The organism is Streptococcus pseudopneumoniae IS7493 (assembly GCF_000221985.1).
In the GTDB taxonomy this organism is placed as follows: domain Bacteria; phylum Bacillota; class Bacilli; order Lactobacillales; family Streptococcaceae; genus Streptococcus; species Streptococcus pseudopneumoniae.
In genome coordinates this window covers 2,157,166-2,181,794 of record NC_015875.1, presented here as the reverse complement: position 1 = coordinate 2,181,794, position 24,629 = coordinate 2,157,166, and the positions used below count along the sequence as shown (strand labels likewise).

The 24,629-nt window shown below is 37.0% G+C and carries 23 protein-coding genes and 1 pseudogene; 17 read left to right on the top strand and 7 right to left on the bottom strand.

From position 1 onward, the window contains the following. Positions 1-18: 18 nt before the first annotated feature. Positions 19-2,562 (bottom strand): YfhO family protein, encoded by a 2,544-nt coding sequence (locus SPPN_RS11260; RefSeq protein ID WP_000764972.1) that lies wholly within the window; start codon positions 2,560-2,562, stop codon positions 19-21. Between the two features lie 59 nt (positions 2,563-2,621). Further along, positions 2,622-4,244 (bottom strand): ABC-F family ATP-binding cassette domain-containing protein, encoded by a 1,623-nt coding sequence (locus SPPN_RS11255; protein WP_000958762.1) that lies wholly within the window; start codon positions 4,242-4,244, stop codon positions 2,622-2,624. 205 nt (positions 4,245-4,449) lie between these two features. On the opposite strand from SPPN_RS11255, the gene trpS reads away from it, so the two are divergent. Both trpS and guaB read left to right on the top strand, forming a co-directional pair. Continuing rightward, positions 4,450-5,475 carry a tryptophan--tRNA ligase gene (trpS, locus tag SPPN_RS11250; RefSeq protein ID WP_000165458.1) on the top strand — a complete coding sequence of 342 codons (1,026 nt, stop codon included), beginning with the start codon at positions 4,450-4,452 and terminating at the stop codon, positions 5,473-5,475. 151 nt (positions 5,476-5,626) lie between these two features. Further along, complete coding sequence (gene guaB / locus SPPN_RS11245; protein WP_000073416.1) at positions 5,627-7,105, top strand: IMP dehydrogenase; 1,479 nt, start codon at positions 5,627-5,629, stop codon at positions 7,103-7,105. Between the two features lie 50 nt (positions 7,106-7,155). On the opposite strand, the gene recF is transcribed toward guaB, so the two are convergent. Next, positions 7,156-8,253: a DNA replication/repair protein RecF gene (recF, locus tag SPPN_RS11240; protein ID WP_000266675.1), complete on the bottom strand. Its 1,098-nt coding sequence runs from the start codon at positions 8,251-8,253 to the stop codon at positions 7,156-7,158. 2 nt (positions 8,254-8,255) lie between these two features. Next, positions 8,256-8,624 (bottom strand): S4 domain-containing protein YaaA, encoded by a 369-nt coding sequence (gene yaaA / locus SPPN_RS11235; protein ID WP_000455902.1) that lies wholly within the window; start codon positions 8,622-8,624, stop codon positions 8,256-8,258. 158 nt (positions 8,625-8,782) lie between these two features. On the opposite strand from yaaA, the gene yfmF reads away from it, so the two are divergent. The 12 genes from yfmF to tsf all read left to right on the top strand — a co-directional run bounded on the left by yfmF (position 8,783) and on the right by tsf (position 19,954). Next, entirely contained in the window at positions 8,783-10,033 is a 1,251-nt protein-coding gene (gene yfmF, locus SPPN_RS11230; protein WP_000424266.1) for an EF-P 5-aminopentanol modification-associated protein YfmF, read from the top strand. Next, the gene (gene yfmH, locus SPPN_RS11225; protein ID WP_000170199.1) at positions 10,030-11,313 is read left to right on the top strand and encodes an EF-P 5-aminopentanol modification-associated protein YfmH; all 1,284 of its coding nucleotides are present in this window, start codon (positions 10,030-10,032) and stop codon (positions 11,311-11,313) included. Before yfmF ends, yfmH begins: the two co-directional genes overlap by 4 nt. 41 nt (positions 11,314-11,354) lie before the next feature. Continuing rightward, complete coding sequence (gene rodZ, locus SPPN_RS11220) at positions 11,355-12,197, top strand: cytoskeleton protein RodZ (protein WP_001227966.1); 843 nt, start codon at positions 11,355-11,357, stop codon at positions 12,195-12,197. A 10-nt stretch (positions 12,198-12,207) separates the two neighbouring features. Further along, positions 12,208-12,753, top strand: a complete 546-nt coding sequence (gene pgsA, locus SPPN_RS11215; protein WP_000712127.1) for a CDP-diacylglycerol--glycerol-3-phosphate 3-phosphatidyltransferase — start codon at positions 12,208-12,210, stop codon at positions 12,751-12,753. After that, positions 12,750-13,577, top strand: a complete 828-nt coding sequence (locus tag SPPN_RS11210; RefSeq protein ID WP_000835725.1) for an energy-coupling factor ABC transporter ATP-binding protein — start codon at positions 12,750-12,752, stop codon at positions 13,575-13,577. The genes pgsA and SPPN_RS11210 overlap by 4 nt, the downstream gene beginning before the upstream one ends. After that, positions 13,562-14,401, top strand: a complete 840-nt coding sequence (locus SPPN_RS11205) for an energy-coupling factor transporter ATPase (protein ID WP_000510426.1) — start codon at positions 13,562-13,564, stop codon at positions 14,399-14,401. Before SPPN_RS11210 ends, SPPN_RS11205 begins: the two co-directional genes overlap by 16 nt. Next, positions 14,394-15,188, top strand: coding sequence for an energy-coupling factor transporter transmembrane component T family protein (locus SPPN_RS11200; protein ID WP_000377905.1), 795 nt, complete (start codon positions 14,394-14,396; stop codon positions 15,186-15,188). The genes SPPN_RS11205 and SPPN_RS11200 overlap by 8 nt, the downstream gene beginning before the upstream one ends. 59 nt (positions 15,189-15,247) lie before the next feature. Continuing rightward, entirely contained in the window at positions 15,248-16,066 is an 819-nt protein-coding gene (gene mreC, locus SPPN_RS11195; RefSeq protein WP_001078989.1) for a rod shape-determining protein MreC, read from the top strand. Continuing rightward, positions 16,066-16,560 carry a rod shape-determining protein MreD gene (mreD, locus tag SPPN_RS11190; protein ID WP_001249453.1) on the top strand — a complete coding sequence of 165 codons (495 nt, stop codon included), beginning with the start codon at positions 16,066-16,068 and terminating at the stop codon, positions 16,558-16,560. The genes mreC and mreD overlap by 1 nt, the downstream gene beginning before the upstream one ends. A 93-nt stretch (positions 16,561-16,653) precedes the next feature. Next, a complete protein-coding gene (gene pcsB / locus SPPN_RS11185; protein WP_000727004.1) occupies positions 16,654-17,832 on the top strand; it encodes a peptidoglycan hydrolase PcsB in 1,179 nt (392 codons plus the stop codon). A 222-nt stretch (positions 17,833-18,054) separates the two neighbouring features. Next, positions 18,055-18,834, top strand: a complete 780-nt coding sequence (gene rpsB, locus SPPN_RS11180; RefSeq protein ID WP_014017378.1) for a 30S ribosomal protein S2 — start codon at positions 18,055-18,057, stop codon at positions 18,832-18,834. A 79-nt stretch (positions 18,835-18,913) separates the two neighbouring features. Continuing rightward, the gene (tsf, locus tag SPPN_RS11175; RefSeq protein WP_000808091.1) at positions 18,914-19,954 is read left to right on the top strand and encodes a translation elongation factor Ts; all 1,041 of its coding nucleotides are present in this window, start codon (positions 18,914-18,916) and stop codon (positions 19,952-19,954) included. 121 nt (positions 19,955-20,075) lie between these two features. On the opposite strand, the gene cysK is transcribed toward tsf, so the two are convergent. From cysK to SPPN_RS11165, 3 genes and pseudogenes are all read right to left on the bottom strand, one after another. After that, complete coding sequence (gene cysK, locus SPPN_RS11170; RefSeq protein WP_000029891.1) at positions 20,076-21,002, bottom strand: cysteine synthase A; 927 nt, start codon at positions 21,000-21,002, stop codon at positions 20,076-20,078. Between the two features lie 96 nt (positions 21,003-21,098). Then, positions 21,099-21,182: pseudogene (locus SPPN_RS14110) on the bottom strand (PH domain-containing protein); the annotation flags it as partial. Between the two features lie 104 nt (positions 21,183-21,286). Continuing rightward, entirely contained in the window at positions 21,287-21,922 is a 636-nt protein-coding gene (locus SPPN_RS11165; RefSeq protein ID WP_000395743.1) for a YigZ family protein, read from the bottom strand. A 55-nt stretch (positions 21,923-21,977) separates the two neighbouring features. Here SPPN_RS11165 and SPPN_RS11160 point away from each other — a divergent pair, with 55 nt between their 5' ends. The 3 genes from SPPN_RS11160 (at position 21,978) to hpf (ending at position 24,563) form a co-directional block, all read left to right on the top strand. Next, complete coding sequence (locus SPPN_RS11160; RefSeq protein ID WP_000867589.1) at positions 21,978-23,276, top strand: ATP-dependent helicase ComFA; 1,299 nt, start codon at positions 21,978-21,980, stop codon at positions 23,274-23,276. Further along, complete coding sequence (locus SPPN_RS11155) at positions 23,273-23,935, top strand: ComF family protein (protein WP_000649947.1); 663 nt, start codon at positions 23,273-23,275, stop codon at positions 23,933-23,935. Before SPPN_RS11160 ends, SPPN_RS11155 begins: the two co-directional genes overlap by 4 nt. A 79-nt stretch (positions 23,936-24,014) precedes the next feature. Continuing rightward, entirely contained in the window at positions 24,015-24,563 is a 549-nt protein-coding gene (gene hpf, locus SPPN_RS11150) for a ribosome hibernation-promoting factor, HPF/YfiA family (RefSeq protein ID WP_000599099.1), read from the top strand. Positions 24,564-24,629: the final 66 nt, after the last annotated feature.

Genomic DNA, 24,629 nt, shown 5'->3' with positions numbered 1-24,629 from the left:
GATTAATTGGTCGATTTTTTATGCCTTAGATGACTTTCGTCTGTGATTATAGGTTCCAAATAGTAAGAGAGAAGTAAAGGAACAAATTGCTCCAGTAATAAAACCATTGGGAATGAAGGAGAGTGTAATAGTTCCTTTCCCCTTGGGAACCTCAACTTTCATAAATCCAGTTTGAGCTTGTTTAATTTCTATTTTCTTACCATCTTGGTAGGCAGACCAACCTTTGTCATAAGGAATGGTGAAGAAAATGGACGTATCTTGTTTAACATCATATGTAGCAAAGACCTTGTTTTTAGAAGTTGATACTGTGACAGGTTGTTCTTTAATTTTTTGAATTGCCTCGGTGAATGTTTTGGTATCTAAACGGTAGAAGGTAGGAGATTCAAATGATACTTGTGAATTTCCAGGGAAACTAACATTGATATTGAAAGTTTTTTTCTCTTTTGTATAGCCTAGATTAAAGAAGGAGAAGATATTATCAGTTGTAAAAGTTTTCTTTTCTCCATTTACAAGGATGTCAACCTTTTTTTGTTTATCATTAGAAAAGTGAAGGTTTGTGAAAGAAAGATAAACTTGGCTGTTTTCTGGCACTTCAATTTGATACTGGATTGCTGCATCCTCATTTGAAGAACTTGTGACAATAATCAAATCATTAGTATTTTCTGTTTTGTCATAAGGGATTGTAGAAAAATAATCAAAATCGACGTTAGCAAGTTGATTTAAAAACGAGGCTTGATTATCTAAAGTATGTTCATTGAACTTGACATCATTGTAAACAGATTGACTAGCAAAGGCAATCGGAAGAGAGAATTGATTTTCATATAGGGTAAGATTATCTTTTTGATAGATATCTTTAAAACCATACTTATCACTAGGACTGTCTGAGATATTGTACTGGATACCAAATAAACTATCAGCCAAAATACTATTATTTGCATAGCGTAGATTGAGATTAGTCCCAGAGGATTTAAACCCAAGTTTATCCAAAGTAGAGCTTGCTGAACGATTTCGAACAGATGAAAATTGAGATATTCCATTGTAGTTGAATTTCATACTGTCATTTCCTGTTTGAGTCTCTAGTTTTTCAGTACGAGTAAATTGATTTCCAATATATGTTGAGAAAGATTTCATAGCTGGGATATCTCGATTATATGCACTTCGAGAAGCAAATCCCCATTCTTTAGCAATTCCGTCTATTTGAGATGAAGCATTTAAACTTATTTCAACCATTATAAATAAAGAGATTAGAATGGCAAATAGATTTACAGAGATAAACTTTTTGATAACTGCAAGGAGTAAAAGAGAATAGACAACTAAAAATTCAAGAGTCAGTAGAATATTCAAATCTGTTAAAAAAGAATAATGTGATTTTAGATAGATGGTAGCTAAAAATCCTGTTACTATAAGAAAAAGCGAAACTAAAAAATTCCAGATTTTAATTTCTTTCAGACGATTTAAGACTTCCGCTGCTGTGTAAATTAACAAGGTAGAGAAAATCCAAGAATAGCGATGTAAAAACATATTTGGAGTATGCATACCTTGCCAAAATAAGTCAAGAGCTTCTATGTAAAAGCTTGCAATTAGAAATGCAAAGAATATTACATATATGAGTTTCACGTGAAACTTAATAGATTTCAGCGTAAAAAATAAAATGGTCAAAATAAAGGGAAGTAGTCCAACAAAAATCATTGGGATGGCCCCATACTTTGTTGTGTCAAAGGAACCAATGAATTGCTTAGCAAAGAGATCAAGATACCAGCTACTTTCAGTTTGAAACTTTGTAACTTCAGTCAATTTTTCCCCATGTGTCTGTAAATCAAACAGAGTGGGAAGAGTCATAATCAAACTAGCCATACCAGCTAAAAAGGAGATAACTATGAAATCAAGAACAGATGATTTTCGAGTCTTAAAGTCCCACGAAATTTGACAGAGATACCAGAAAATAAGAAACAATACTGTCATATATCCAAAATAATAATTTTGAATAAATAAGATTGACAGACTTGTAAAGTACAATAGGAGTTTCTTTTCAGTTATCAGTAGATGTAAACCAGTTATAATTAAAGGAATCAAGATAAAAACATCTAGCCAGGTTTTTATCTCTAATTGACTGACAGTGAAACTCATCAGAGTATAGGAAGTAGATAAGGCTAGTTTTAAAGGCTTAGGAATCGATTGAAATAATTTATTTAAACTAAAGTAAGTTGACAAACCAATCAATCCAAATTTTAAGAGAGTGGTCAGATAGACAGCATCTGGCATATTCGTTAGATCAAAAAAGTAAACCAGAGGTGAAAGAAAACTACCCAAGTAATAACTAGATAGAGCATAGAAGTTTAGCCCTAGACCACTTGTAAAGGTGTAAAACAGACTACTATTTCCATGTAGGATATTTCTTAGAGCTATATCAAAAATAACGTATTGATGAAAGCCATCTCCTAATAGAGGAGATTTGTCGCTATTCCAGTAGATACCTTGAGATAGATATACTCCTATCATAATTACTACAGGAATGATGAAAGAAACAAAATAGATCCAATATGTTTTAAAAAATAATTTCATGTTACCTCATAAAATGTTAGAAAACTCAGCTGGTTAACCCAACTGAGTTTTGAATTTTTTTAGTCTTTCCAAAGTTCTTTAACTTTTGCTTGTACTTCTGCATTTTCTAGGAATTCATCATAGGTTTCATCGATACGGTCAATGACGCCATTTTTAGACAAGACAATGATATGGTTAGCTAGAGTTTGAATAAACTCGTGGTCATGGCTGGCAAAGATGATTGATTCTTTAAAGTTTTTCAATCCATCATTCAAGCTTGAGATAGATTCCAAGTCCAAGTGATTTGTTGGATCATCAAGTACAAGGACATTTGATTTTAAAAGCATGAGTTTTGAAAGCATGACACGAACTTTTTCTCCCCCTGACAAGACATTTACAGGTTTGTTAACCTCATCTCCAGAGAAGAGCATACGGCCGAGGAAGCCACGTAGGAAAGTATTGTCATCTTCTTCTTTACTTGCGAATTGACGCAACCAGTCAAGGATTGACTCTCCTCCTGCAAAATCTGCCGAGTTATCTTTTGGCAAGTAAGAACGGCTAGTAGTTACTCCCCACTTGACAGTTCCTTCATAGTCAATGTCCCCCATGATTGCACGAATTAATGCAGTCGTTTGGATGTCATTTTGACCAATAAGCGCTGTCTTATCACCTGGACGCAAGATAAAACTGATATTATCTAAAATAGTCTCACCATCAATCTTTACAGTTAGATTTTCTACTGTCAGGAGATCATTACCTATTTCACGCTCCGCTTTAAAGTTAATAAATGGATATTTACGACTAGATGGTACAATCTCTTCTAGTTCAATCTTATCAAGCATTTTCTTACGTGATGTTGCTTGTCTTGATTTAGAAGCATTAGCAGAGAAACGAGCAACGAATTCTTGCAATTGTTTAATTTTTTCTTCTGCTTTAGCATTACGGTCTGCTAGCAATTTAGCAGCGAGTTCAGAAGATTCCTTCCAGAAGTCGTAGTTTCCGACATAGAGTTTGATTTTTCCAAAGTCAAGGTCGGCCATGTGAGTACATACTTTGTTTAAGAAGTGACGGTCGTGGGATACTACGATAACTGTGTTATCAAAGTCAATCAAGAAGTCTTCTAACCATGTAATTGATTGGATGTCTAAACCGTTGGTAGGCTCGTCCAAGAGAAGAACATCTGGTTTACCAAAAAGTGCTTTGGCAAGGAGAACCTTTACTTTCTCACCGTTGGCCAATTCGCTCATGTTTTGGTAGTGTAATTCTTCTGGAATGTTTAGGTTTTGAAGGAGTTGAGAGGCTTCGCTTTCTGCTTCCCAGCCTCCAAGCTCAGCAAACTCTTCTTCGAGTTCGGCAGCACGAACCCCGTCCTCGTCTGAGAAATCTTCCTTCATGTAGATAGCATCTTTCTCTTTCATGATGCTATAAAGTTTTTCATTTCCCATGATAACAACATCAATGGCACGTTCATCTTCATAGTCAAAGTGATTTTGACGAAGAACAGAGAGACGTTCATCTGGACCAAGAGAGATGTGACCAGTAGTAGGTTCGATATCTCCGGCTAAAATTTTTAAAAAGGTTGATTTTCCGGCACCATTAGCACCGATTAATCCGTAAGTATTTCCTTCTGTAAATTTGATATTGACATCATCAAAAAGTTTGCGATCACTAAAACGTAGTGAAACATCAGATACTGTAAGCAATGTTTTTCTCCTATATGTGTAATATATTTATTCTACTAGAAAATACGGAAATATTCAAATTTTTATCTGTCAATTTTGTGTAAATTAATTTTACAGCATACTTTACACAAATCCGTGAATAGTAAGGTTGATTTATTTTGATAAATTGCGGTTATTTCATTAAAAAAATGCTATAATTGAAGGGACTATATCGAAGGAGAACAAAATGACTAAACCCATTATTTTAACAGGAGACCGTCCAACAGGTAAATTGCATATTGGACATTATGTTGGAAGTCTCAAAAATCGAGTATTATTACAGGAAGAGGATAAGTATGATATGTTTGTGTTCTTGGCTGACCAACAAGCCTTGACAGATCATGCTAAAGATCCTCAAACTATTGTAGAGTCTATCGGAAATGTGGCTTTGGATTATCTTGCAGTTGGATTGGATCCAAGTAAATCAACTATCTTTATTCAAAGTCAGATTCCAGAGTTGGCTGAGTTGTCTATGTATTATATGAATCTGGTTTCATTAGCACGTCTGGAGCGTAATCCAACTGTCAAGACAGAAATTGCTCAGAAAGGCTTTGGAGAAAGTATTCCGACAGGATTCTTGGTCTATCCAATAGCTCAAGCAGCTGACATCACAGCTTTCAAGGCTAATTATGTTCCTGTTGGGACAGATCAGAAACCAATGATTGAGCAAACTCGCGAGATTGTTCGTTCTTTTAACAATGCATATAACTGTGATGTCTTGGTAGAACCGGAAGGTATTTATCCAGAAAATGAAAGAGCAGGTCGTTTGCCTGGTTTAGATGGAAATGCTAAAATGTCTAAATCCCTTAATAATGGTATTTATTTAGCTGATGATGCGGATACTTTGCGTAAAAAAGTAATGAGTATGTATACAGATCCAGATCATATCCGAGTGGAAGATCCGGGTAAAATTGAAGGAAATATGGTTTTCCATTATTTAGATGTTTTTGGTCGCCCAGAAGATGCTCAAGAAATTGCTGAAATGAAAGAACACTATCAACGAGGTGGTCTTGGTGATGTGAAGACCAAGCGTTATCTACTTGAAATACTAGAACGTGAACTGGGTCCTATTCGTGAGCGCCGTATCGAATTTGCTAAGGATATGGGAGAAGTTTATAATATGCTTCAAAAAGGTAGTGAAAGAGCGCGTGAAGTTGCAGGTCAAACCCTATCTGAGGTTAAAGGAGCAATGGGACTCCATTACTTTAACTAAGTTTATTTTACAAGAAACTATCATTTCTATCTCGAAGAAAAGATAGTTTTTTATTTACCCCTGTAACATTTGACAAATTTTTATAGAATGGTATGATAGATACAATATAAAAAGAGTCAAGCTCAAAAAGAAAGAAAAGAGGAAACTTCGAATGTCTAATTGGGACACTAAATTTTTGAAAAAAGGTTTTACCTTTGATGATGTATTGCTTATTCCAGCTGAAAGTCATGTGTTGCCTAACGATGCAGATTTAACAACTAAATTGGCAGATAATCTGACTTTAAATATCCCAATTATTACCGCTGCCATGGACACAGTTACAGAGAGTCAAATGGCCATTGCTATTGCTCGTGCAGGCGGTCTCGGAGTTATCCATAAAAACATGTCTATTGCTCAACAAGCAGACGAGGTTCGTAAGGTAAAACGTTCTGAAAATGGAGTTATTATTGATCCGTTCTTCTTGACGCCTGAACATACAATTGCTGAAGCAGATGAGCTTATGGGTCGTTACCGCATCAGTGGTGTTCCAGTTGTTGAAACACTTGAAAATCGTAAATTGGTTGGTATTTTGACAAACCGAGATCTTCGTTTTATTTCAGACTATAACCAACCAATCTCAAATCATATGACCAGTGAAAATCTTGTTACTGCTCCTGTGGGTACAGATCTTGCAACAGCTGAGAGTATTCTTCAAGAACACCGTATTGAAAAGCTTCCTTTAGTAGATGAAGAAGGTCGTCTTTCTGGTTTGATTACTATCAAAGATATTGAAAAAGTTATTGAGTTTCCAAATGCTGCTAAAGATGAGTTTGGTCGTCTACTAGTTGCAGGTGCAGTAGGTGTCACTTCAGATACATTTGAACGTGCAGAGGCTCTTTTTGAGGCAGGAGCGGATGCGATTGTTATTGATACTGCACATGGTCATTCTGCGGGTGTCCTGCGTAAAATTGCTGAGATTCGTGCTCATTTCCCAGACCGTACATTGATTGCTGGAAATATTGCTACTGCTGAAGGAGCCCGTGCCCTTTATGATGCAGGTGTAGATGTTGTCAAGGTTGGTATTGGCCCAGGTTCTATCTGTACTACTCGTGTGATTGCTGGTGTTGGTGTTCCGCAAGTAACAGCTATCTACGATGCTGCAGCTGTTGCGCGTGAATATGGTAAAACGATCATTGCTGACGGTGGAATCAAGTATTCTGGAGATATTGTAAAAGCCCTTGCTGCAGGTGGAAATGCTGTTATGCTTGGATCTATGTTTGCTGGAACTGATGAAGCTCCAGGAGAAACTGAAATCTTCCAAGGACGTAAATTTAAGACATACCGTGGTATGGGTTCAATCGCTGCAATGAAGAAAGGTTCAAGCGACCGTTACTTCCAAGGCTCTGTCAATGAAGCAAACAAACTTGTTCCAGAAGGAATTGAGGGTCGTGTTGCTTATAAAGGAGCGGCAGCTGATATTGTCTTCCAAATGATTGGAGGTATTCGCTCTGGTATGGGTTACTGTGGTGCAGCTAACCTTAAAGAACTACACGATAATGCTCAATTTATTGAAATGTCTGGTGCTGGTTTGAAAGAAAGCCACCCTCACGATGTACAAATTACGAATGAGGCACCAAATTATTCTATGTAAAAAACAATGAAAAGAACTCCCGTGAAAACAGGAGTTCTTTTACAATGTTGTCAATTTTCAGTTACAGCAACTTTACCATCCTGAATAGTAAAGATACTTAGATTTTCTGGCAGATTTTGAAGATGATCTAAGCTTGTTGTTGTGATAAAGGTTTGAATTGAATGTGAAATCGTTTCTAATAATTTTAGTTGTCTAGTGTTGTCAAGTTCGCTCATAACATCGTCAAGCAGTAATATTGGAGATTCTGTAGTAATACTTTCCATTAATTCGATTTCTGCTAATTTTATCGATAGGACGAGACTACGATGTTGACCTTGGCTTCCGAAACTAGCATCCATTCCATTTATATAGAAAGAAATGTCATCTCGATGAGGACCGACACCAGTATTCTTTTTAAATAAATCTCTAGATCTACTTTTTTCTAAAGCAATTTTGAAAGATTCGGATAAGTTTTGTTTGTCAGTTATCTTGACAGAAGATTGATAGGATATTGACAACTCTTCAATCTGATTAGAGAGTTCAAAATGTTTCTTACGCCCAAATGATTCTAGTTTTTTTATGAAATCTAAGCGGTGATTCATTACACGACATCCATAATCAATTAGCTGATCATCCAACACAGAAAGGAAGGTTTCATCTATTTTTTGAACTGATTTTAGATAAGTATTTCTTTGTTTTAGGATGTGATTATAATTGGTTAAATCTGATAAATAGATTGGCTTAATTTGCCCAAGCTCCATATCAATGAATTTTCGTCGAACCGAAGGTGCTCCTTTAATTAGTTGTAGATCTTCAGGAGCAAATAAGACAACATTCATGTGTCCGACATAGTCTGAAAGTCGTGCCTGTTTTAAGTGATTAACTTTTGTAACACGTCCTTTTTGTGTTAGTTCAATTTCGAGAGGAATAGATCCCGTTTTTTTCTGAACGAGACCTGAAAGATGAAGTTGTTCCTCATCAAAATGAATGAGATTTTTATCTGTTCGAGTTCGATGGCTACGTGTTAAGGCTAAAAAATAGATAGCCTCTAACATATTTGTTTTACCTTGTGCATTACGTCCTAAAAAGACATTTAATTTAGGATTAAAGTCTATTTTCGTCTCTTTGTAGTTACGAAAAGTTTTGAGAGATAGGTGTTGTAGCCACATGATTATCTACCAGGGAATCGTGGAGCTTGTTTGCTTTTTGGTGATGAAGCAGGTTTCGATTTGTCTTTTTTAACTCCCTTATTCATCTTTTTGACAAGTTTAGCGATCCGTTCTTTTTCAACTTTATCAGCTTGGTATTCATCTTGTTCTTCAGAAGTAGGTTGTGTCAACAAGATGTCAATGTTCATGTCAGGGATGTCAACTTTATCGCCAATACGAAGTTTTTTTCCACGACGACTCTCTAATTCCCTATTAAAGTAAACAGAATGTTCAGAGAGAAATGATTTAATAGCTCCTCCGCTATGTGTAATTCCAAGTTCTTTGAGTAGTGCTTGGAGGGTAATAAATTCTTCAAATAATTTGTATTCCATAATTCACCTCAATCTTTGGTATTATACCATATTTTCCTAAAAATAGTGAGAGAGACAGCTAGAAATGTAAGCGATTTTTATTTCAAAAGTGTTACAGGGAACAAGAAAATTTCAGGTTTTCGTGATATAATAGAAGTCTGTATATAAGGAGGTAAATCATGGAGTTAGTGCATGGAATTTCAACACATTTTATCCAATCAAAAAAGTTTAAAACAAACAAAATTACCGTGCGTTTTACCGCTCCATTATCCCTTGATACGATTGCAGGTCACATGTTGAGTGCAAGTATGCTAGAGACTGCTAATCAGATGTACCCCACTTCTCAAGATTTGAGGAGACACTTGGCCAGTCTATACGGTACAGATATGTCAACCAATTGTTTCAGAAGAGGGCAAAGCCACATTATAGAATTGACATTTACCTATGTTCGTGATGAGTTTTTAAGTAGGAAAAACGTGCTAACTTCTCAGATTTTGGAACTTGTAAAAGAAACTCTTTTTTCACCCGTAGTAGTTGATAATGGGTTTGATCCGGCCTTATTTGAAATTGAGAAAAAACAATTGCTAGCAAGTTTAGCAGCTGATATGGATGATTCTTTTTATTTTGCACATAAAGAATTGGATAAATTGTTTTTTCATGATGAACGTCTTCAATTGGAATATAGTGATTTACGAAATCGTATTTTAGCTGAAACTCCACAAAGTTCTTATTCTTGTTTCCAAGAATTTTTGGCCAATGATCGAATAGATTTCTTTTTCCTAGGTGATTTTAATGAGGTTGAAATTCAAAATGTATTAGAATCATTTGGCTTTAAAGCTCGAAAAGGAGATATGAAGGTTCAGTATTGTCAACCTTATTCCAATATCCTTCAGGAAGGTATGGTTCGGAAAAATGTGGGACAGTCTATTTTAGAGTTGGGATATTATTGCTCTGCTGAATATGGCGATGAGCAACATTTACCCATGATTGTAATGAATGGTTTACTTGGTGGATTTGCTCATTCTAAGCTCTTTACAAATGTCCGTGAAAATGCTGGATTAGCTTATACCATTTCAAGTCAGCTTGATTTATTTAGTGGATTCTTGAGAATGTATGCTGGTATCAATCGAGAAAATAGGAATCAGGCTCGAAAAATGATGAATAATCAATTACTTGATTTAAAAAAAGGTTATTTTACAGAGCTTGAGCTAGAGCAGACCAAGGAAATGATTCGTCGGTCTTTGTTGCTTTCTCAAGATAATCAAGGTTCATTGATTGAACGTGCTTATCAAAATGCCTTACTTGGAAAATCTTCAGCAGACTTTAAAGGTTGGATTGCAAAACTCGAGCAAGTTGACAAAGATGCTATTTGTAGAGCAGCTAATAATGTGAAACTACAGGCGATTTACTTTATGGAAGGAATAGAATGACAAAGGTTGTTTTTGAAGAAAAATACTATCCAGCTGTAAAAGAAATGATTTATCGAACTCGTTTGTCAAATGGATTAACAGTTGTTCTTTTGCCTAAAAAGGAATTTAAAGAGGTTTACGGGAGTGTCACTGTACAGTTTGGTTCGGTAGATACGCTTGTCACAGAAGTTGACGGAGATGTAAAAGAATATCCTGCGGGAATTGCTCATTTTCTTGAACATAAATTATTTGAGAGAGAAGATTCTAGCGATTTGATGTCTGCTTTTACGAGTCTAGGTGCAGATAGTAATGCCTTTACAAGTTTTACAAAAACAAGCTATCTTTTTTCAGCAACGGATCATTTTTTAGAAAATTTAGATTTACTTGATGAATTGGTAACATCAGCACATTTTACTGAAGATTCCATTTTAAGAGAGCAGGATATTATTCAGCAAGAACGAGAAATGTATCAAGATGATCCAGATTCGTGTTTATTCTTTTCAACCTTAGCGAATTTGTATCCAGGTACACCTTTAGCGACGGATATAGTTGGAAGTGAGGAGTCCATTTCCCAAATAAATCTAACTAATTTGCAAGAAAATTTTGCAAGATTTTACAAACCTGTAAACATGTCTCTGTTTTTAGTTGGTGATTTTGATGTAGAGAAAGTACAGGACTATTTTGAAAGAAAAAAACTGAAAGATTTAGATGTTCAGGAACTAGCAAGAGAAAAGTTTCTTTTACAGGCTGTAAAGCAAACAGACAGTATGAGAATGGAAGTATCTTCTCCCAAACTAGCGATTGGAGTTAGAGGTAAGCGAGAAGTTGCTGAGGCGGATTGCTATCGACATCATATTTTATTAAAATTATTGTTTGCAATGATGTTTGGTTGGACTTCGGATCGTTTTCAAAAATGTTATGAATCAGGTAAAATAGATGCTTCCTTATCTCTTGAAATTGAAGTAACAAGTCGTTTTCATTTTGTTATGTTGACAATGGATACGAAAGAGCCAGTTGCTTTATCCCATCAATTTAGGAAGGCCATTCGTAATTTTACAAAGGATTTAGATATTACAGAGGATCATTTAGATATTATCAAAAGAGAGATGTTTGGAGAATTTTTCAGTAGCATGAACTCTCTTGAATTGCTTGCAACGCAATATGATGCTTTTGAACATGGTGAGACAATTTTTGATTTGCCGAAAATTTTACAGGAAATTACTTTAGAGGATGTCCTTGAAGCAGGGCATCACTTAATAGATGAAGGGGATATAGTTGATTTCACAATATTCCCATCGTAGTAACCTATCATAATAGACACTAGAAAGAAGGGATGACAAGTATGAGAAAAAAAACAATTGGTGAGGTTTTACGATTAGCTAGAATCAATCAGGGATTGAGTTTAGATGAATTGCAGAAAAAGACAGAAATCCAGTTAGATATGTTGGAAGCAATGGAAGCAGACGATTTCGATCAACTTCCAAGTCCTTTTTACACGCGTTCTTTCTTGAGAAAATATGCATGGGCTGTTGAGTTAGATGACCAAATTGTCTTGGATGCTTATGATTCTGGGAGTATGATTACTTATGAGGAAGTAGATGTTGATGAAGACGAGTTGACAGGGCGCAGACGTTCAAGTAAGAAAAATAAGAAAAAACCATCCTTTTTACCTTTATTTTATTTTATCCTTTTTGCCTTATCTATTTTAATTTTTGTGGCCTATTATGTTTGGAACTATATTCAAACTCAACCAGAGGGGCCTTCTCTTTCTAATTACAGTGTGGTTCAATCAACAAGTTCAATAAGTTCAACTAGCTCTGTTCCCCACTCCTCAAGTAGTAGTTCATCTAGCAGTTCTTCTAGTATAGAATCAGCTATAAGTGTATCAGGTGAAGGAAATCATGTAGAAATCGCTTATAAGACAAGTAAGGAAACAGTTAAATTGCAATTGGCAGTTTCAGATGTTACAAGTTGGGTCAGCGTTTCAGAAAGCGAACTTGAGGGCGGTGTAACCTTATCGCCAGAGAAGAAAAGTGCAGAAGCAACAGTTGCAACTAAAAGTCCTGTAACAATTACCTTAGGTGTTGTAAAAGGTGTTGCTTTGACAGTAGATAATCAGACTGTTGATTTATCGAAATTAACAGCTCAGACTGGACAAATCACTGTAACCTTTACTAAAAATTAAGGAAAAACGAATGAAAAAAGAACAAATTCCCAATCTTTTAACAATAGGTCGAATTCTCTTTATACCTATTTTTATCTTTATTTTAACGATAGGAAATTCGATAGAGAGTCATATAGTGGCAGCTATTATCTTTGCTATTGCTAGTATTACAGATTATTTAGATGGATATTTAGCTCGTAAATGGAATGTGGTCAGTAATTTTGGTAAATTTGCAGATCCTATGGCGGATAAGTTACTAGTTATGTCGGCTTTTATTATGCTGATTGAGTTAGGTATGGCTCCAGCTTGGATTGTTGCAGTGATCATCTGTCGTGAGTTGGCTGTGACAGGTTTAAGGCTTTTATTGGTTGAAACTGGTGGAACAGTTTTAGCAGCAGCAATGCCTGGAAAAATTAAAACTTTTAGTCAGATGTTTGCCATTATTTTCTTGCTATTACATTGGACTTTGCTTGGTCAAGTTCTACTTTATGTGGCCTTGTTTTTCACTATCTACTCTGGCTATGATTATTTCAAGGGTAGTGCCTATGTATTTAAAGGGACATTTGGTTCGAAATGAAATCAATAATTGATGTAAAAAATCTTTCTTTTCGTTATAAGGAAAGTCAAGAATACTATGATGTGAAGGATATTACGTTTCACGTGAAACGTGGAGAATGGCTTTCGATTGTAGGGCATAATGGTAGTGGTAAATCAACGACGGTTCGATTAATTGATGGCTTACTGGAAGCAGAATCTGGAGAGATTGTAATAGATGGTCAACGGTTGACTGAGGAAAATGTTTGGAAAATACGTCGTCAAATCGGTATGGTTTTTCAAAATCCAGACAATCAATTTGTTGGAGCGACTGTTGAAGATGATGTAGCCTTTGGTTTGGAAAATCAGGGTCTTTCTCGTCAAGAAATGAAAAAGAGAGTGGAGGAAGCTCTAGATTTGGTTGGCATGTTGGACTTTAAAAAGAGAGAGGCGGCGCGTCTATCAGGTGGCCAAAAACAACGTGTGGCCATTGCAGGTGTTGTAGCCCTAAGACCAGCTATTTTAATCTTAGATGAAGCAACGAGTATGTTGGACCCTGAGGGGCGTAGAGAACTGATTGAGACAGTACAGGGAATTCGGAAAGACTATGATATGACGGTCATTTCTATTACCCATGATTTGGAAGAAGTTGCCATGAGTGACCGCGTATTGGTCATGAAAAAAGGGGAAATTGAATCAACTAGTAGCCCAAGAGAACTTTTCTCTCGAAATGATTTAGATCAAATTGGATTAGACGATCCTTTTGCCAATCAAGTAAAATATTCTTTGAGCCAGAATGGCTATGATTTACCTGAAAATTATTTGACAGAAAGTGAGCTAGAGGATAAATTATGGGAATTGCTCTAGAAAATGTGAGTTTTACATATCAAGAAGGGACTCCCTTATCTTCAACAGCTTTGTCGGATGTTTCTTTGACGATTGAAGATGGTTCTTATACGGCTTTAATTGGGCACACAGGTAGTGGTAAATCAACTATTTTACAACTCTTAAATGGTTTATTGGTGCCAAGTCAAGGGAGTGTGAGGGTTTTTGATACCTTAATCACCTCGACTTCTAAAAATAAAGATATTCGTCAAATTAGAAAACAGGTTGGCTTGGTATTTCAGTTTGCTGAAAATCAGATTTTTGAAGAAACGGTTTTGAAAGACGTTGCTTTTGGACCGCAAAATTTTGGAGTTTCTGAGGAAGATGCGGAGCAGATTGCGCGTGAGAAACTGGCTCTGGTTGGAATTGATGAATCACTTTTAAATCGTAGCCCGTTTGAGCTGTCAGGGGGACAAATGAGACGTGTGGCCATTGCAGGCATACTTGCCATGGAGCCAGCTGTATTAGTCTTAGATGAACCCACAGCAGGCCTGGATCCTCTGGGTAGAAAAGAGTTGATGAATTTGTTCAAAAAACTCCACCAGTCAGGGATGACCATTGTCTTGGTAACGCATTTGATGGATGATGTTGCTGAATATGCGAATCAAGTCTATGTGATGGAAAAGGGACGTCTAGTTAAGGGTGGTAAGCCAAGTGATGTCTTTCAAGATGTTGTCTTTATGGAAGAAGTGCAGTTGGGAGTACCTAAAATTACGGCCTTTTGTAAACGATTGGCTGATAGAGGCGTGTCATTTAAACGATTACCGATTAAGATAGAGGAGTTCAAGGAGTCGCTAAATGGATAGTATGATTTTGGGGCGTTATATCCCAGGGGATTCGATTGTTCACCGATTGGATCCACGTAGCAAATTGCTTGCTATGATGTTACTGATTTTAATCGTTTTCTGGGCTAATACTCCCTTGACGAATTTAATTCTTTTTATAGCGACAGGGATATTTATTGCCTTGTCAGGAGTATCTCTTTCATTTTTTATTCAGGGCTTGAAGTCTATGTTTTTCTTGATTGCCTTCACAACTATTTTTCAACTATTTTTCATTTCTAATGGGAATGTTTTATTTGAGTTTTCGTTTGTGAGAATCACGGATTATGCTTTGCAACAAGCTGGAATTATTTTTTGTCGCTTTGTATTGATTATTTTCTTTTCAACTTTGTTAACCTTAACGACCATGCCCTTAAGTTTGGCCTCAGCTGTCGAAGCTTTATTAGCACCTTTAAAGCGTGTGAAAGTTCCAGTTCATGAAATTGGATTGATGCTGTCCATGAGTCTACGTTTTGTCCCAACCTTGATGGATGATACGACGCGGATTATGAATGCACAGAAAGCGCGTGGAGTGGATTTTGGTGAAGGAAGCATTGTTCAAAAAGTAAAGGCGATGATTCCCATTTTGATTCCTCTTTTTGCAACAAGTTTAAAACGTGCGGATTCCTTGGCTATCGCTATGGAAGTGCGTGGTTATCAGGGTGGAAAAGGCAGAAGTCAATACCGACAATTGAAATGGACTCTAAAGGATACGCTGACCATTCTTGTTATTATCGTACTTGGTTGTTGCTTATTTTTCTTAAAATCTTAGTAGCTTTCAGGAATTGATAAAAAAGTTACTGTAACAGTTCTTGATATAAAGGTAGGGATATGAACCGTTTTAAAAAATCAAAATATGTCATTATTGTTTTTGTCACTGTTCTGCTTGTCTCAGCTCTCTTAGCGACGACTTATTCAAGTACAATTGTGACAAAATTAGGAGATGGAATCTCATTGGTTGATAGGGTTGTGCAAAAACCTTTTCGGTGGTTTGATTCTGTCAAATCAGATTTGGCTCATTTGACACGAGCATATAATGAAAATGAAAGTTTGAAGAAACAGCTTTACCAGTTAGAAGTCAAATCAAATGAGGCGGAAAGTTTAAAGACGGAAAATGAACAACTGCGTCAATTGCTTGATATGAAGTCTAAATTGCAAGCCACAAAGACTTTGGCAGCAGATGTTATTATGCGTTCTCCGGTATCTTGGAAGCAGGAGTTGACCTTGGATGCAGGTAGATCAAAAGGTGCTTCTGAGAATATGTTAGTAATTGCAAACGGTGGTTTGATTGGGAGTGTTTCAAAAGTGGAGGACAACTCTACTATGGTCAACCTTCTGACAAATACGGAAAATGCTGATAAGATTTCTGTTAAAATTCAACACGGCACTACCACAATTTATGGAATTATTGTTGGCTACGACAAGGAAAATGAAGTTCTTAAAATTAGTCAATTAAATAGTAATAGCGATATTAGTACAGGCGATAAGGTGACAACGGGTGGATTAGGAAACTTTAACGTTACGGATATTCCTGTTGGTGAAGTGGTTGCCACAACGCATAGTACAGACTATTTGACACGAGAAGTAACTGTTAAATTGAGTGCAGATACTCATAATGTGGATGTGATAGAATTAGTGGGGAATTCATAATGAGACAGTTGAAGCGGGTTGGAGTGTTTTTATTGCTCCCTTTCTTTGTTCTAATTGACGCCCATATTAGCCAGCTTCTGGGCTCATTTTTCCCCCATGTACATTTAGCTAGTCATTTTCTTTTTCTATTTCTATTATTTGAGACGATAGAAGTATCAGAGTATCTCTATCTAGTCTATTGTTTTGTTATAGGCTTGGTTTATGATGTTTACTTTTTCCATCTAATAGGGATTGCAACTCTCTTATTTATCTTATTGGGAGCCTTCCTTCATAAATTGAATAGTGTTATTTTGTTGAATCGTTGGACAAGAATGCTAGCTATGATTGTGCTGACATTCCTGTTTGAAATGGGTAGTTATCTTTTGGCTTTTATGGTAGGGTTGACAGTAGATAGCATGTCGATTTTTATAGTCTATAGCTTGGTACCGACGATGATTTTAAATTTTTTATGGATTACTGTTTTTCAATTTATTTTTGAAAAATATTATCTATAAGAACGACATATAAATGTAACAAAGGCGTAATGTTTATTGGAATTTTTTTTGGTATACTAGTATTGTCTTAAACAGAAGGAGTATTTATTAGCCATGAAGAAAAAAATCTTAGCCTCGCTTTTATTAAGTACAGTAATGGTTTCCCAGGCAGCAGTATTGACGACTGCCCATGCAGAAACGACTGATGACAAAATTGCTGCTCAAGATAATAAAATTAGTAATTTAACAGCACAACAAGAAGAAGCACAAAAACAAGTTGATCAAATTCAGGAGCAAGTATCTGCGATTCAAGCAGAGCAATCTAACTTGCAATCTGAAAATGATAGATTACAAGCAGAATCTAAGAAACTCGAGGGTGAGATTACAGAACTTTCCAAAAACATTGTTTCTCGTAACCAATCTTTGGAAAAACAAGCTCGTAGTGCTCAAACAAATGGAGCTGCAACTAGCTATATCAATACCATTGTAAACTCAAAATCAATTACAGAAGCTATTTCACGTGTTACTGCAATGAGTGAAATCGTATCTGCGAACAACAAAATGTTAGAACAACAAAAGGCAGATAAAAAAGCTATTTCTGAAAAACAAGTAGCAAATAATGATGCTATCAATACTGTAATTGCTAATCAACAAAAATTAGCTGATGATGCTCAAGCATTGACTACGAAACAGGCAGAACTAAAGGCTGCTGAATTGAGTCTTGCTGCTGAGAAAGCGACAGCTGAAGGGGAAAAAGCAAGTCTATTAGAGCAAAAAGCAGCAGCTGAGGCAGAGGCTCGTGCAGCTGCGGCAGCAGAAGCAGCTTATAAAGAAAAACAAGCTAGCCAACAACAGTCAGTACTTGCTTCAGGTAATACAAACCTAACAGCACAGGTACAAGCAGTATCTGAATCTGCAGTAGCACCTGTTCAGGCTAAAGTACGTCCAACATATAACACAAATGCCTCAACTTATCCAATTGGTGAATGTACATGGGGAGTTAAAACATTAGCACCTTGGGCTGGAGACTATTGGGGTAATGGAGCACAGTGGGCCACAAGTGCAGCAGCAGCAGGTTTCCGTACAGGTTCAACACCTCAAGTTGGAGCAATTGCATGTTGGAACGATGGTGGATATGGTCACGTAGCGGTTGTTACAGCTGTTGAATCAACAACACGTATCCAAGTATCAGAATCAAATTATGCTGGGAATCGTACAATTGGAAATCACCGTGGATGGTTCAATCCAACAACGACTTCTGAAGGTTTTGTAACATATATTTATGCAGACTAATTATAGAGGGACTCGAATAGAGCCCTCTTTTCAGATTTTACCAGAGACAATAACTATTAAAAATCCCATCAAAATAGCTTGAAAATATCGAAAAAGTATGGTAGAATAAAAATTGTCGTATGAACGATAATACTCATTCTTGATGAATTGTGAAGCAGTTGCCCTTGGGTCGTTTTGCGAGTTGAAGTCAAGAAGAGGAAAAAACAAAAAGGAGAAATACTCATGGCAGTAATTTCAATGAAACAACTTCTTGAGGCTGGTGTACACTTTGGTCACCAAACTCGTCGCTGGAACCCTAAGATGGCTAAGTACATCTTTACTGAACGTAACGGAATCCACGTTATCGACTTGCAACAAACTGTAAAATATGCTGACCAAGCATACGACTTCATGCGTGATGCAGCAGCTAACGATGCAGTTGTATTGTTCGTTGGTACTAAGAAACAAGCAGCTGATGCAGTTGCTGAAGAAGCAGTACGTTCAGGTCAATACTTCATCAACCACCGTTGGTTGGGTGGAACTCTTACAAACTGGGGAACAATCCAAAAACGTATCGCTCGTTTGAAAGAAATCAAACGTATGGAAGAAGATGGAACTTTCGAAGTTCTTCCTAAGAAAGAAGTTGCACTTCTTAACAAACAACGTGCACGTCTTGAAAAATTCTTGGGTGGTATCGAAGATATGCCTCGTATCCCAGATGTGATGTACGTAGTTGACCCACATAAAGAGCAAATCGCTGTTAAAGAAGCTAAGAAATTGGGAATCCCAGTTGTAGCGATGGTTGACACAAACACTGATCCAGATGATATCGATGTAATCATCCCAGCTAACGATGATGCTATCCGCGCTGTTAAATTGATCACAGCTAAATTGGCTGACGCTATCATCGAAGGACGTCAAGGTGAAGATGCAGCAGCAGTTGAAGCAGAATTTGCAGCTTCAGAAACTCAAGCAGATTCAATTGAAGAAATCGTTGAAGTTGTAGAAGGCGACAACGCTTAATTCATAATAAATAGTAATTACCTAGGAGGGCGGGGCTTAGCCCGGCTCTCCTATTTTTAAAAAATATAGGAGAATCAAAATGGCAGAAATTACAGCTAAACTTGTTAAAGAGTTGCGTGAAAAATCTGGTGCTGGTGTTATGGACGCTAAAAAAGCATTGGTTGAAGTGGAAGGCGATATCGAAAAAGCGATTGAATTGCTTCGCGAAAAAGGTATGGCAAAAGCAGCTAAGAAAGCTGACCGTGTTGCTGCAGAAGGTTTGACTGGTGTTTATGTTGACGGTAACATTGCAGCAGTTGTTGAAGTAAATGCTGAAACTGACTTCGTTGCGAAAAACGCTCAATTTGTTGAGTTGGTAAACGCAACAGCTAAAGCAATCGTTGAAGGAAAACCAGCTAACAACGAAGAAGCTCTTGCTTTGACAATGCCTTCAGGTGAAACTCTTGAAGCTGCATACGTATCTGCAACAGCGACTATCGGAGAAAAAATCTCATTCCGTCGCTTTGCTTTGATTGAAAAAACAGATGCACAACACTTCGGAGCATACCAACACAACGGTGGACGTATCGGTGTTATCTCTGTAATCGAAGGTGGAGACGAAGCACTTGCTAAACAAATTTCAATGCACATCGCAGCGATGAAACCAACAGTTCTTTCATACAAAGAATTGGATGAGCAATTTGTTAAAGATGAGTTGGCACAATTGAACCACGTTATCGACCAAGATAACGAAAGCCGTGCAATGGTTAACAAACCAGCTCTTCCACACTTGAAATATGGATCAAAAGCTCAATTGACTGATGATGTTATTGCTCAAGCTGAAGCTGACATCAAAGCTGAGTTGGCTGCAGAAGGCAAACCAGAAAAAATCTGGGATAAAATTATCCCAGGTAAAATGGATCGCTTCATGCTTGACAACACTAAAGTTGACCAAGCTTACACACTTCTTGCACAAGTTTACATCATGGATGATAGCAAGACAGTTGAAGCATACCTTGAATCAGTTAACGCTTCAGTAGTTGAGTTCGCTCGCTTTGAAGTTGGTGAAGGTATCGAAAAAGCTGCAAACGACTTCGAAGCTGAAGTTGCAGCTACAATGGCAGCAGCCTTGAATAACTGATTATAGAAAGGAAGTAAATTTGCTTCCTTTTTTCTATGCAGTCGATCCCTATAGGGAGAGCTTCCTATTTTTAAGGTAAAAATAAAAAGCCCTATAATAAGGGCCAATTGTATTTAGGAGACTAAACTTCAAATTCATAGAGTGCTGTAGAGAGATAACGTTCACCGTTATCTGGTGCTAGAGCAAGGACCTTTTTACCTGTACCTAATTTTTTGGCAACCTCGATGGCTCCGTAGATAGCTGCAGCTGAAGAAATCCCTACAAGGAAGCCTTCTTTTCCACCAATTTCACGTCCGAGTGCAAGAGCATCATCTGATGTTACACGAACAATACCATCATAGGCGTTTGTATCAAGTGTATCAGGAATAAATCCAGCTGAGATACCTTGAATTTTGTGAGGACCAGGTTTTTCACCAGATAGAATAGCAGATTCATCAGCTTCCACTGCATAAACTTGAATGTTTGAATTTGCTGATTTGAGTGCATGAGAAACACCAGAAATCGTTCCACCGGTACCCACTCCAGCAACAAAGGCATCTAGTCCATCTTTACCGAAAGCAGCTAGTATTTCAGCTCCTGTTGTTCTTTCGTGTACTTCTGGATTAGCTGGATTGTCAAATTGAAGAGGAAGGAAGCCATCACGTTCAGCAGCGATTTCTTGAGCCTTAGCAATAGCACCCTTCATTCCTTCGCTACCAGGCGTAAGGACGAGTTCAGCACCATAGGCTTGGATAATCTTACGGCGTTCTACACTCATAGTTTCAGGCATAACGATGACAACTTTATACCCTTTAGCAGCCCCTACCCATGAAAGTCCAATACCAGTGTTTCCACTTGTTGCTTCAACAATAGTAGAACCAGGTTTCAGAATACCATCTTGTTCAGCTTTTTCAATCATGCTAAGGGCAATACGGTCTTTTACAGATGAACCAGGATTAAATGCTTCAAGTTTTACATAGACATCTGCAGCACCTTCTGGCACAATGTTGTTGAGTCTAACAATCGGTGTTTGACCGACTAGTTCAGTAATGTTGTTATAAATAGACATATGAATACCTCTTTGTATAAGATATTTCTAGTATAACGCTATCTATACCATTTGTAAAATATAGAAATCCTATCGAAGTGATAGGATTTTTTTATATCACAGGTCTAAGCCATTAATTTTTAAGCGATTGTGTTCAGCTAATTCTAGTAAATAGGTGTAAAGGAAAACGATATCAGGTTTCGTTTGAATTGCTTCATTTTCTAGTATATTTTGGTACGCATCTTTTTATTTTGCTAATTAAAGTAGCGGTGGAAATATCAGTGAAACACTGTATTATCTATTGTTTACACTAGGTTTACAGGAACCTCAACTTCGCGTAAACCTTGATCAGTTAAAGTGACTTTTCCATTAAAAAATTCTACCAGTGCAGCTTTAATAGTTTCTTTTTCTTCTTTATCAACATAAATCATCGTATCGACTTGATCTGTAAAGTTTGTATCCAGCTCCATGAGATTATGTTCTTTAAGAAAGTTACTGTACTCTTGGTACTGAGCATAAGACATTTGAATAGCAATGCCCGCCTGTTCCTTTATTTCAATGATGCCAATTTCTTTGACAGCTAAGGCGACACTGCCGGCGTAAGCACGAATTAGTCCTCCAGCGCCTAGTTTAATACCACCAAAGTAGCGTGTCACAACCACACAGACATTAGTGAGATTGTGATTTTCTAGTACCCCAAGCATGGGAACACCAGCAGTACCACTAGGCTCACCATCATCACTTGTACGTTTAATTTCACTACGTTCTCCAATAATAAAGGCAGAGCAGTTATGCGTAGCTTTGTAGTGTTCTTTTTTGATAGCAGTAATGAAGTCACGAGCCTCTTCTTCGCTATAAACACGCTTGGCATGACAGATAAAGCGGGATTTTTTGATTTCTTCTTGGACTTGACCGTCCTCTTTAATTGTTCTAAATTCCATGATTTAATTGTACTAAAAAATCATCTAAAGTGCTAGTTTTTACGAATAAAGAAGTATGAAAGTAAATTTAGATTATCTCGGTCGTTTATTTACTGAGAATGAATTAACAGAAGAGGAGCGTCAGTTGGCGGAGAAACTTCCAGCAATGAGAAAGGATAAGGGGAAACTTGTCTGTCAACGTTGTAATAGTGCTATTCTGGAGGAATGGTATTTGCCCATTGGTGCTTACTATTGTCGGGAGTGCTTAATTATGAAGCGAGTCAGGAGTGATCAAGCTTTATACTATTTCCCGCAGGAGGATTTTCCGAAGCAAGATGTTCTCAAATGGCGCGGCCAATTAACTCCTTTTCAAGAGAAGGTGTCAGAGGGACTACTTCAAGCAGTAGACAAGCAAAAGCCAACCTTAGTTCATGCGGTAACAGGAGCTGGAAAGACAGAAATGATTTATCAAGTAGTGGCTAAAGTGATTAATGGAGGTGGTGCAGTGTGTTTGGCTAGTCCTCGCATAGATGTTTGTTTGGAGCTGTATAAGCGCCTGCAACAGGATTTTTCTTGCGGAATAGCTTTGCTACATGGAGAATCGGAACCTTATTTTCGAACACCACTAGTTGTTGCGACGACCCATCAGTTATTGAAGTTTTATCAAGCTTTTGATTTGCTGATAGTGGATGAAGTAGATGCTTTTCCTTATGTTGATAATCCCACGCTTTACCACGCTGTCAAGAATAGTGTAAAGGAGAATGGATTGAGAATCTTTTTAACAGCGACTTCGACCAATGAGTTAGATAAAAAGGTCCGTTTAGGAGAACTAAAAAGACTGAGTTTACCGAGACGGTTTCATGGAAATCCGTTGATTATTCCAAAACCAATTTGGTTATCGGATTTTAATCGCTACTTAGATAAGAAGTGTTTGTCGCCAAAGTTAAAGTCCTATATTGATAAGCAGAGAAAGACAGGTTATCCGTTACTTATTTTTGCTTCAGAAATTAAGAAAGGGGAGCAGTTAAAAGAAATCTTACAGGAGCAATTTCCAAATGAGAAAATTGGCTTTGTATCTTCTGTAACAGAGGATCGATTAGAGCAAGTACAAGCTTTTCGAGATGGGGAGCTGACAATACTTATCAGTACGACAATCTTGGAGCGTGGAGTTACATTCCCTTGTGTGGATGTTTTCGTAGTAGAGGCCAATCATCGTTTGTTTACCAAGTCTAGTTTGATTCAAATTGGTGGACGAGTTGGACGAAGTATGGATAGACCGACAGGAGATTTGCTTTTCTTCCATGATGGGTTAAATACTTCAATTAAGAAGGCGATTAAGGAAATTCAGATGATGAATAAGGAGGCTGGTCTATGAAGTGCTTGTTATGTGAGCAGACTATGAAGACTGTTTTAACTTTTAGTAGTCTCTTACTTCTGAAGAATGATGCCTCCTGTCTTTGTTTAGATTGTGATTCTACTTTTGAGAGGATTGGAGAAGAGCACTGTCCAAACTGTATGAAAATAGGATTGTCAACAAAGTGTCAAGATTGTCAATTTTGGTGTAAAGAAGGAGTTGAAGTCAGTCATAGAGCGATTTTTACTTACAATCAAGCTATGAAGGATTTTTTCAGTCGGTATAAGTTTGATGGAGACTTCCTTTTAAGAAAAGTGTTTGCTTCAGTTTTAAGTGAGGAGTTAAAAAAGTACAAAGAGTATCAATTTGTAGTCATTCCCCTAAGTCCTGATAGATATGTTAACAGAGGATTTAATCAGGTTGAGGGCTTGGTAGAGGCAGCAGGTTTTTCGTATCTGGATTTACTAGGGAAAAGAGAAGAGAGAGCCAGTTCTTCTAAAAATCGTTCAGAACGCTTGGGGACAGAACTTCCTTTCTTTATAAAAAGTGGAGTCACTATTCCTAAAAAAATCCTACTTATAGATGATATCTATACTACAGGAGCAACTATAAATCGTGTCAAGAAACTGTTGGAAGAAGCTGGTGCTAAGGATGTAAAAACATTTTCCCTTGTAAGATGAGGAAAAAATTTGCAAAAATAGAATGAAAGCGTTATAATAAAATCATAAAAACAAAAATGTTTAGAAAGAAGGTACTCATATGATTAAATATAGTATACGTGGTGAAAACCTAGAAGTAACAGAAGCAATTCGTGATTATGTAGTTTCTAAACTCGAAAAGATCGAAAAGTATTTTCAAGCTGAACAAGAGTTGGATGCTCGAGTTAACTTGAAGGTGTATCGTGAAAAAACTGCTAAAGTGGAGGTAACGATTCCGCTTGGCTCTATTACTCTTCGTGCAGAAGATGTATCTCAAGATATGTATGGTTCAATTGACCTTGTAACTGATAAAATTGAACGTCAGATTCGTAAAAATAAAACAAAAATCGAGCGTAAAAATAAAAATAAGGTAGCAACTGGTCAATTATTTACAGATGCTTTGGTGGAAGATTCAAATGTTGTCCAGTCTAAAGTTGTTCGTTCAAAACAAATTGATTTAAAACCAATGGATTTGGAAGAAGCAATTCTACAAATGGATTTATTGGGGCATGATTTCTTTATCTATGTGGATGTTGAAGATCAGACAACCAATGTGATTTATCGTCGTGAGGATGGTGAAATTGGTTTGTTAGAGGTTAAAGAATCTTAATTTCAATATGTGTAAAGGTAGGTTTACTGAATTGTAAACTACCTTTTTCTTATAATTGATAGAATT

What these genes read in the sequence shown, in the direction of transcription:
- SPPN_RS11205 (WP_000510426.1), top strand. Translation starts at nt 13,562, where the DNA reads ATGGGAATTGCTCTAGAAAATGTGAGTTTTACATATCAAGAAGGGACT.
- SPPN_RS11155 (WP_000649947.1), top strand. Translation starts at nt 23,273, where the DNA reads ATGAAGTGCTTGTTATGTGAGCAGACTATGAAGACTGTTTTAACTTTT.
- trpS (WP_000165458.1), top strand. Translation starts at nt 4,450, where the DNA reads ATGACTAAACCCATTATTTTAACAGGAGACCGTCCAACAGGTAAATTG.
- rodZ (WP_001227966.1), top strand. Translation starts at nt 11,355, where the DNA reads ATGAGAAAAAAAACAATTGGTGAGGTTTTACGATTAGCTAGAATCAAT.
- tsf (WP_000808091.1), top strand. Translation starts at nt 18,914, where the DNA reads ATGGCAGAAATTACAGCTAAACTTGTTAAAGAGTTGCGTGAAAAATCT.
- hpf (WP_000599099.1), top strand. Translation starts at nt 24,015, where the DNA reads ATGATTAAATATAGTATACGTGGTGAAAACCTAGAAGTAACAGAAGCA.
- recF (WP_000266675.1), bottom strand. Translation starts at nt 8,253, where the DNA reads ATGTGGCTACAACACCTATCTCTCAAAACTTTTCGTAACTACAAAGAG.
- yfmF (WP_000424266.1), top strand. Translation starts at nt 8,783, where the DNA reads ATGGAGTTAGTGCATGGAATTTCAACACATTTTATCCAATCAAAAAAG.
- SPPN_RS11210 (WP_000835725.1), top strand. Translation starts at nt 12,750, where the DNA reads ATGAAATCAATAATTGATGTAAAAAATCTTTCTTTTCGTTATAAGGAA.
- pgsA (WP_000712127.1), top strand. Translation starts at nt 12,208, where the DNA reads ATGAAAAAAGAACAAATTCCCAATCTTTTAACAATAGGTCGAATTCTC.
- pcsB (WP_000727004.1), top strand. Translation starts at nt 16,654, where the DNA reads ATGAAGAAAAAAATCTTAGCCTCGCTTTTATTAAGTACAGTAATGGTT.
- SPPN_RS11200 (WP_000377905.1), top strand. Translation starts at nt 14,394, where the DNA reads ATGGATAGTATGATTTTGGGGCGTTATATCCCAGGGGATTCGATTGTT.
- SPPN_RS11165 (WP_000395743.1), bottom strand. Translation starts at nt 21,922, where the DNA reads ATGGAATTTAGAACAATTAAAGAGGACGGTCAAGTCCAAGAAGAAATC.
- mreD (WP_001249453.1), top strand. Translation starts at nt 16,066, where the DNA reads ATGAGACAGTTGAAGCGGGTTGGAGTGTTTTTATTGCTCCCTTTCTTT.
- guaB (WP_000073416.1), top strand. Translation starts at nt 5,627, where the DNA reads ATGTCTAATTGGGACACTAAATTTTTGAAAAAAGGTTTTACCTTTGAT.
- mreC (WP_001078989.1), top strand. Translation starts at nt 15,248, where the DNA reads ATGAACCGTTTTAAAAAATCAAAATATGTCATTATTGTTTTTGTCACT.
- yfmH (WP_000170199.1), top strand. Translation starts at nt 10,030, where the DNA reads ATGACAAAGGTTGTTTTTGAAGAAAAATACTATCCAGCTGTAAAAGAA.
- SPPN_RS11160 (WP_000867589.1), top strand. Translation starts at nt 21,978, where the DNA reads ATGAAAGTAAATTTAGATTATCTCGGTCGTTTATTTACTGAGAATGAA.
- rpsB (WP_014017378.1), top strand. Translation starts at nt 18,055, where the DNA reads ATGGCAGTAATTTCAATGAAACAACTTCTTGAGGCTGGTGTACACTTT.
- yaaA (WP_000455902.1), bottom strand. Translation starts at nt 8,624, where the DNA reads ATGGAATACAAATTATTTGAAGAATTTATTACCCTCCAAGCACTACTC.
- cysK (WP_000029891.1), bottom strand. Translation starts at nt 21,002, where the DNA reads ATGTCTATTTATAACAACATTACTGAACTAGTCGGTCAAACACCGATT.
- SPPN_RS11260 (WP_000764972.1), bottom strand. Translation starts at nt 2,562, where the DNA reads ATGAAATTATTTTTTAAAACATATTGGATCTATTTTGTTTCTTTCATC.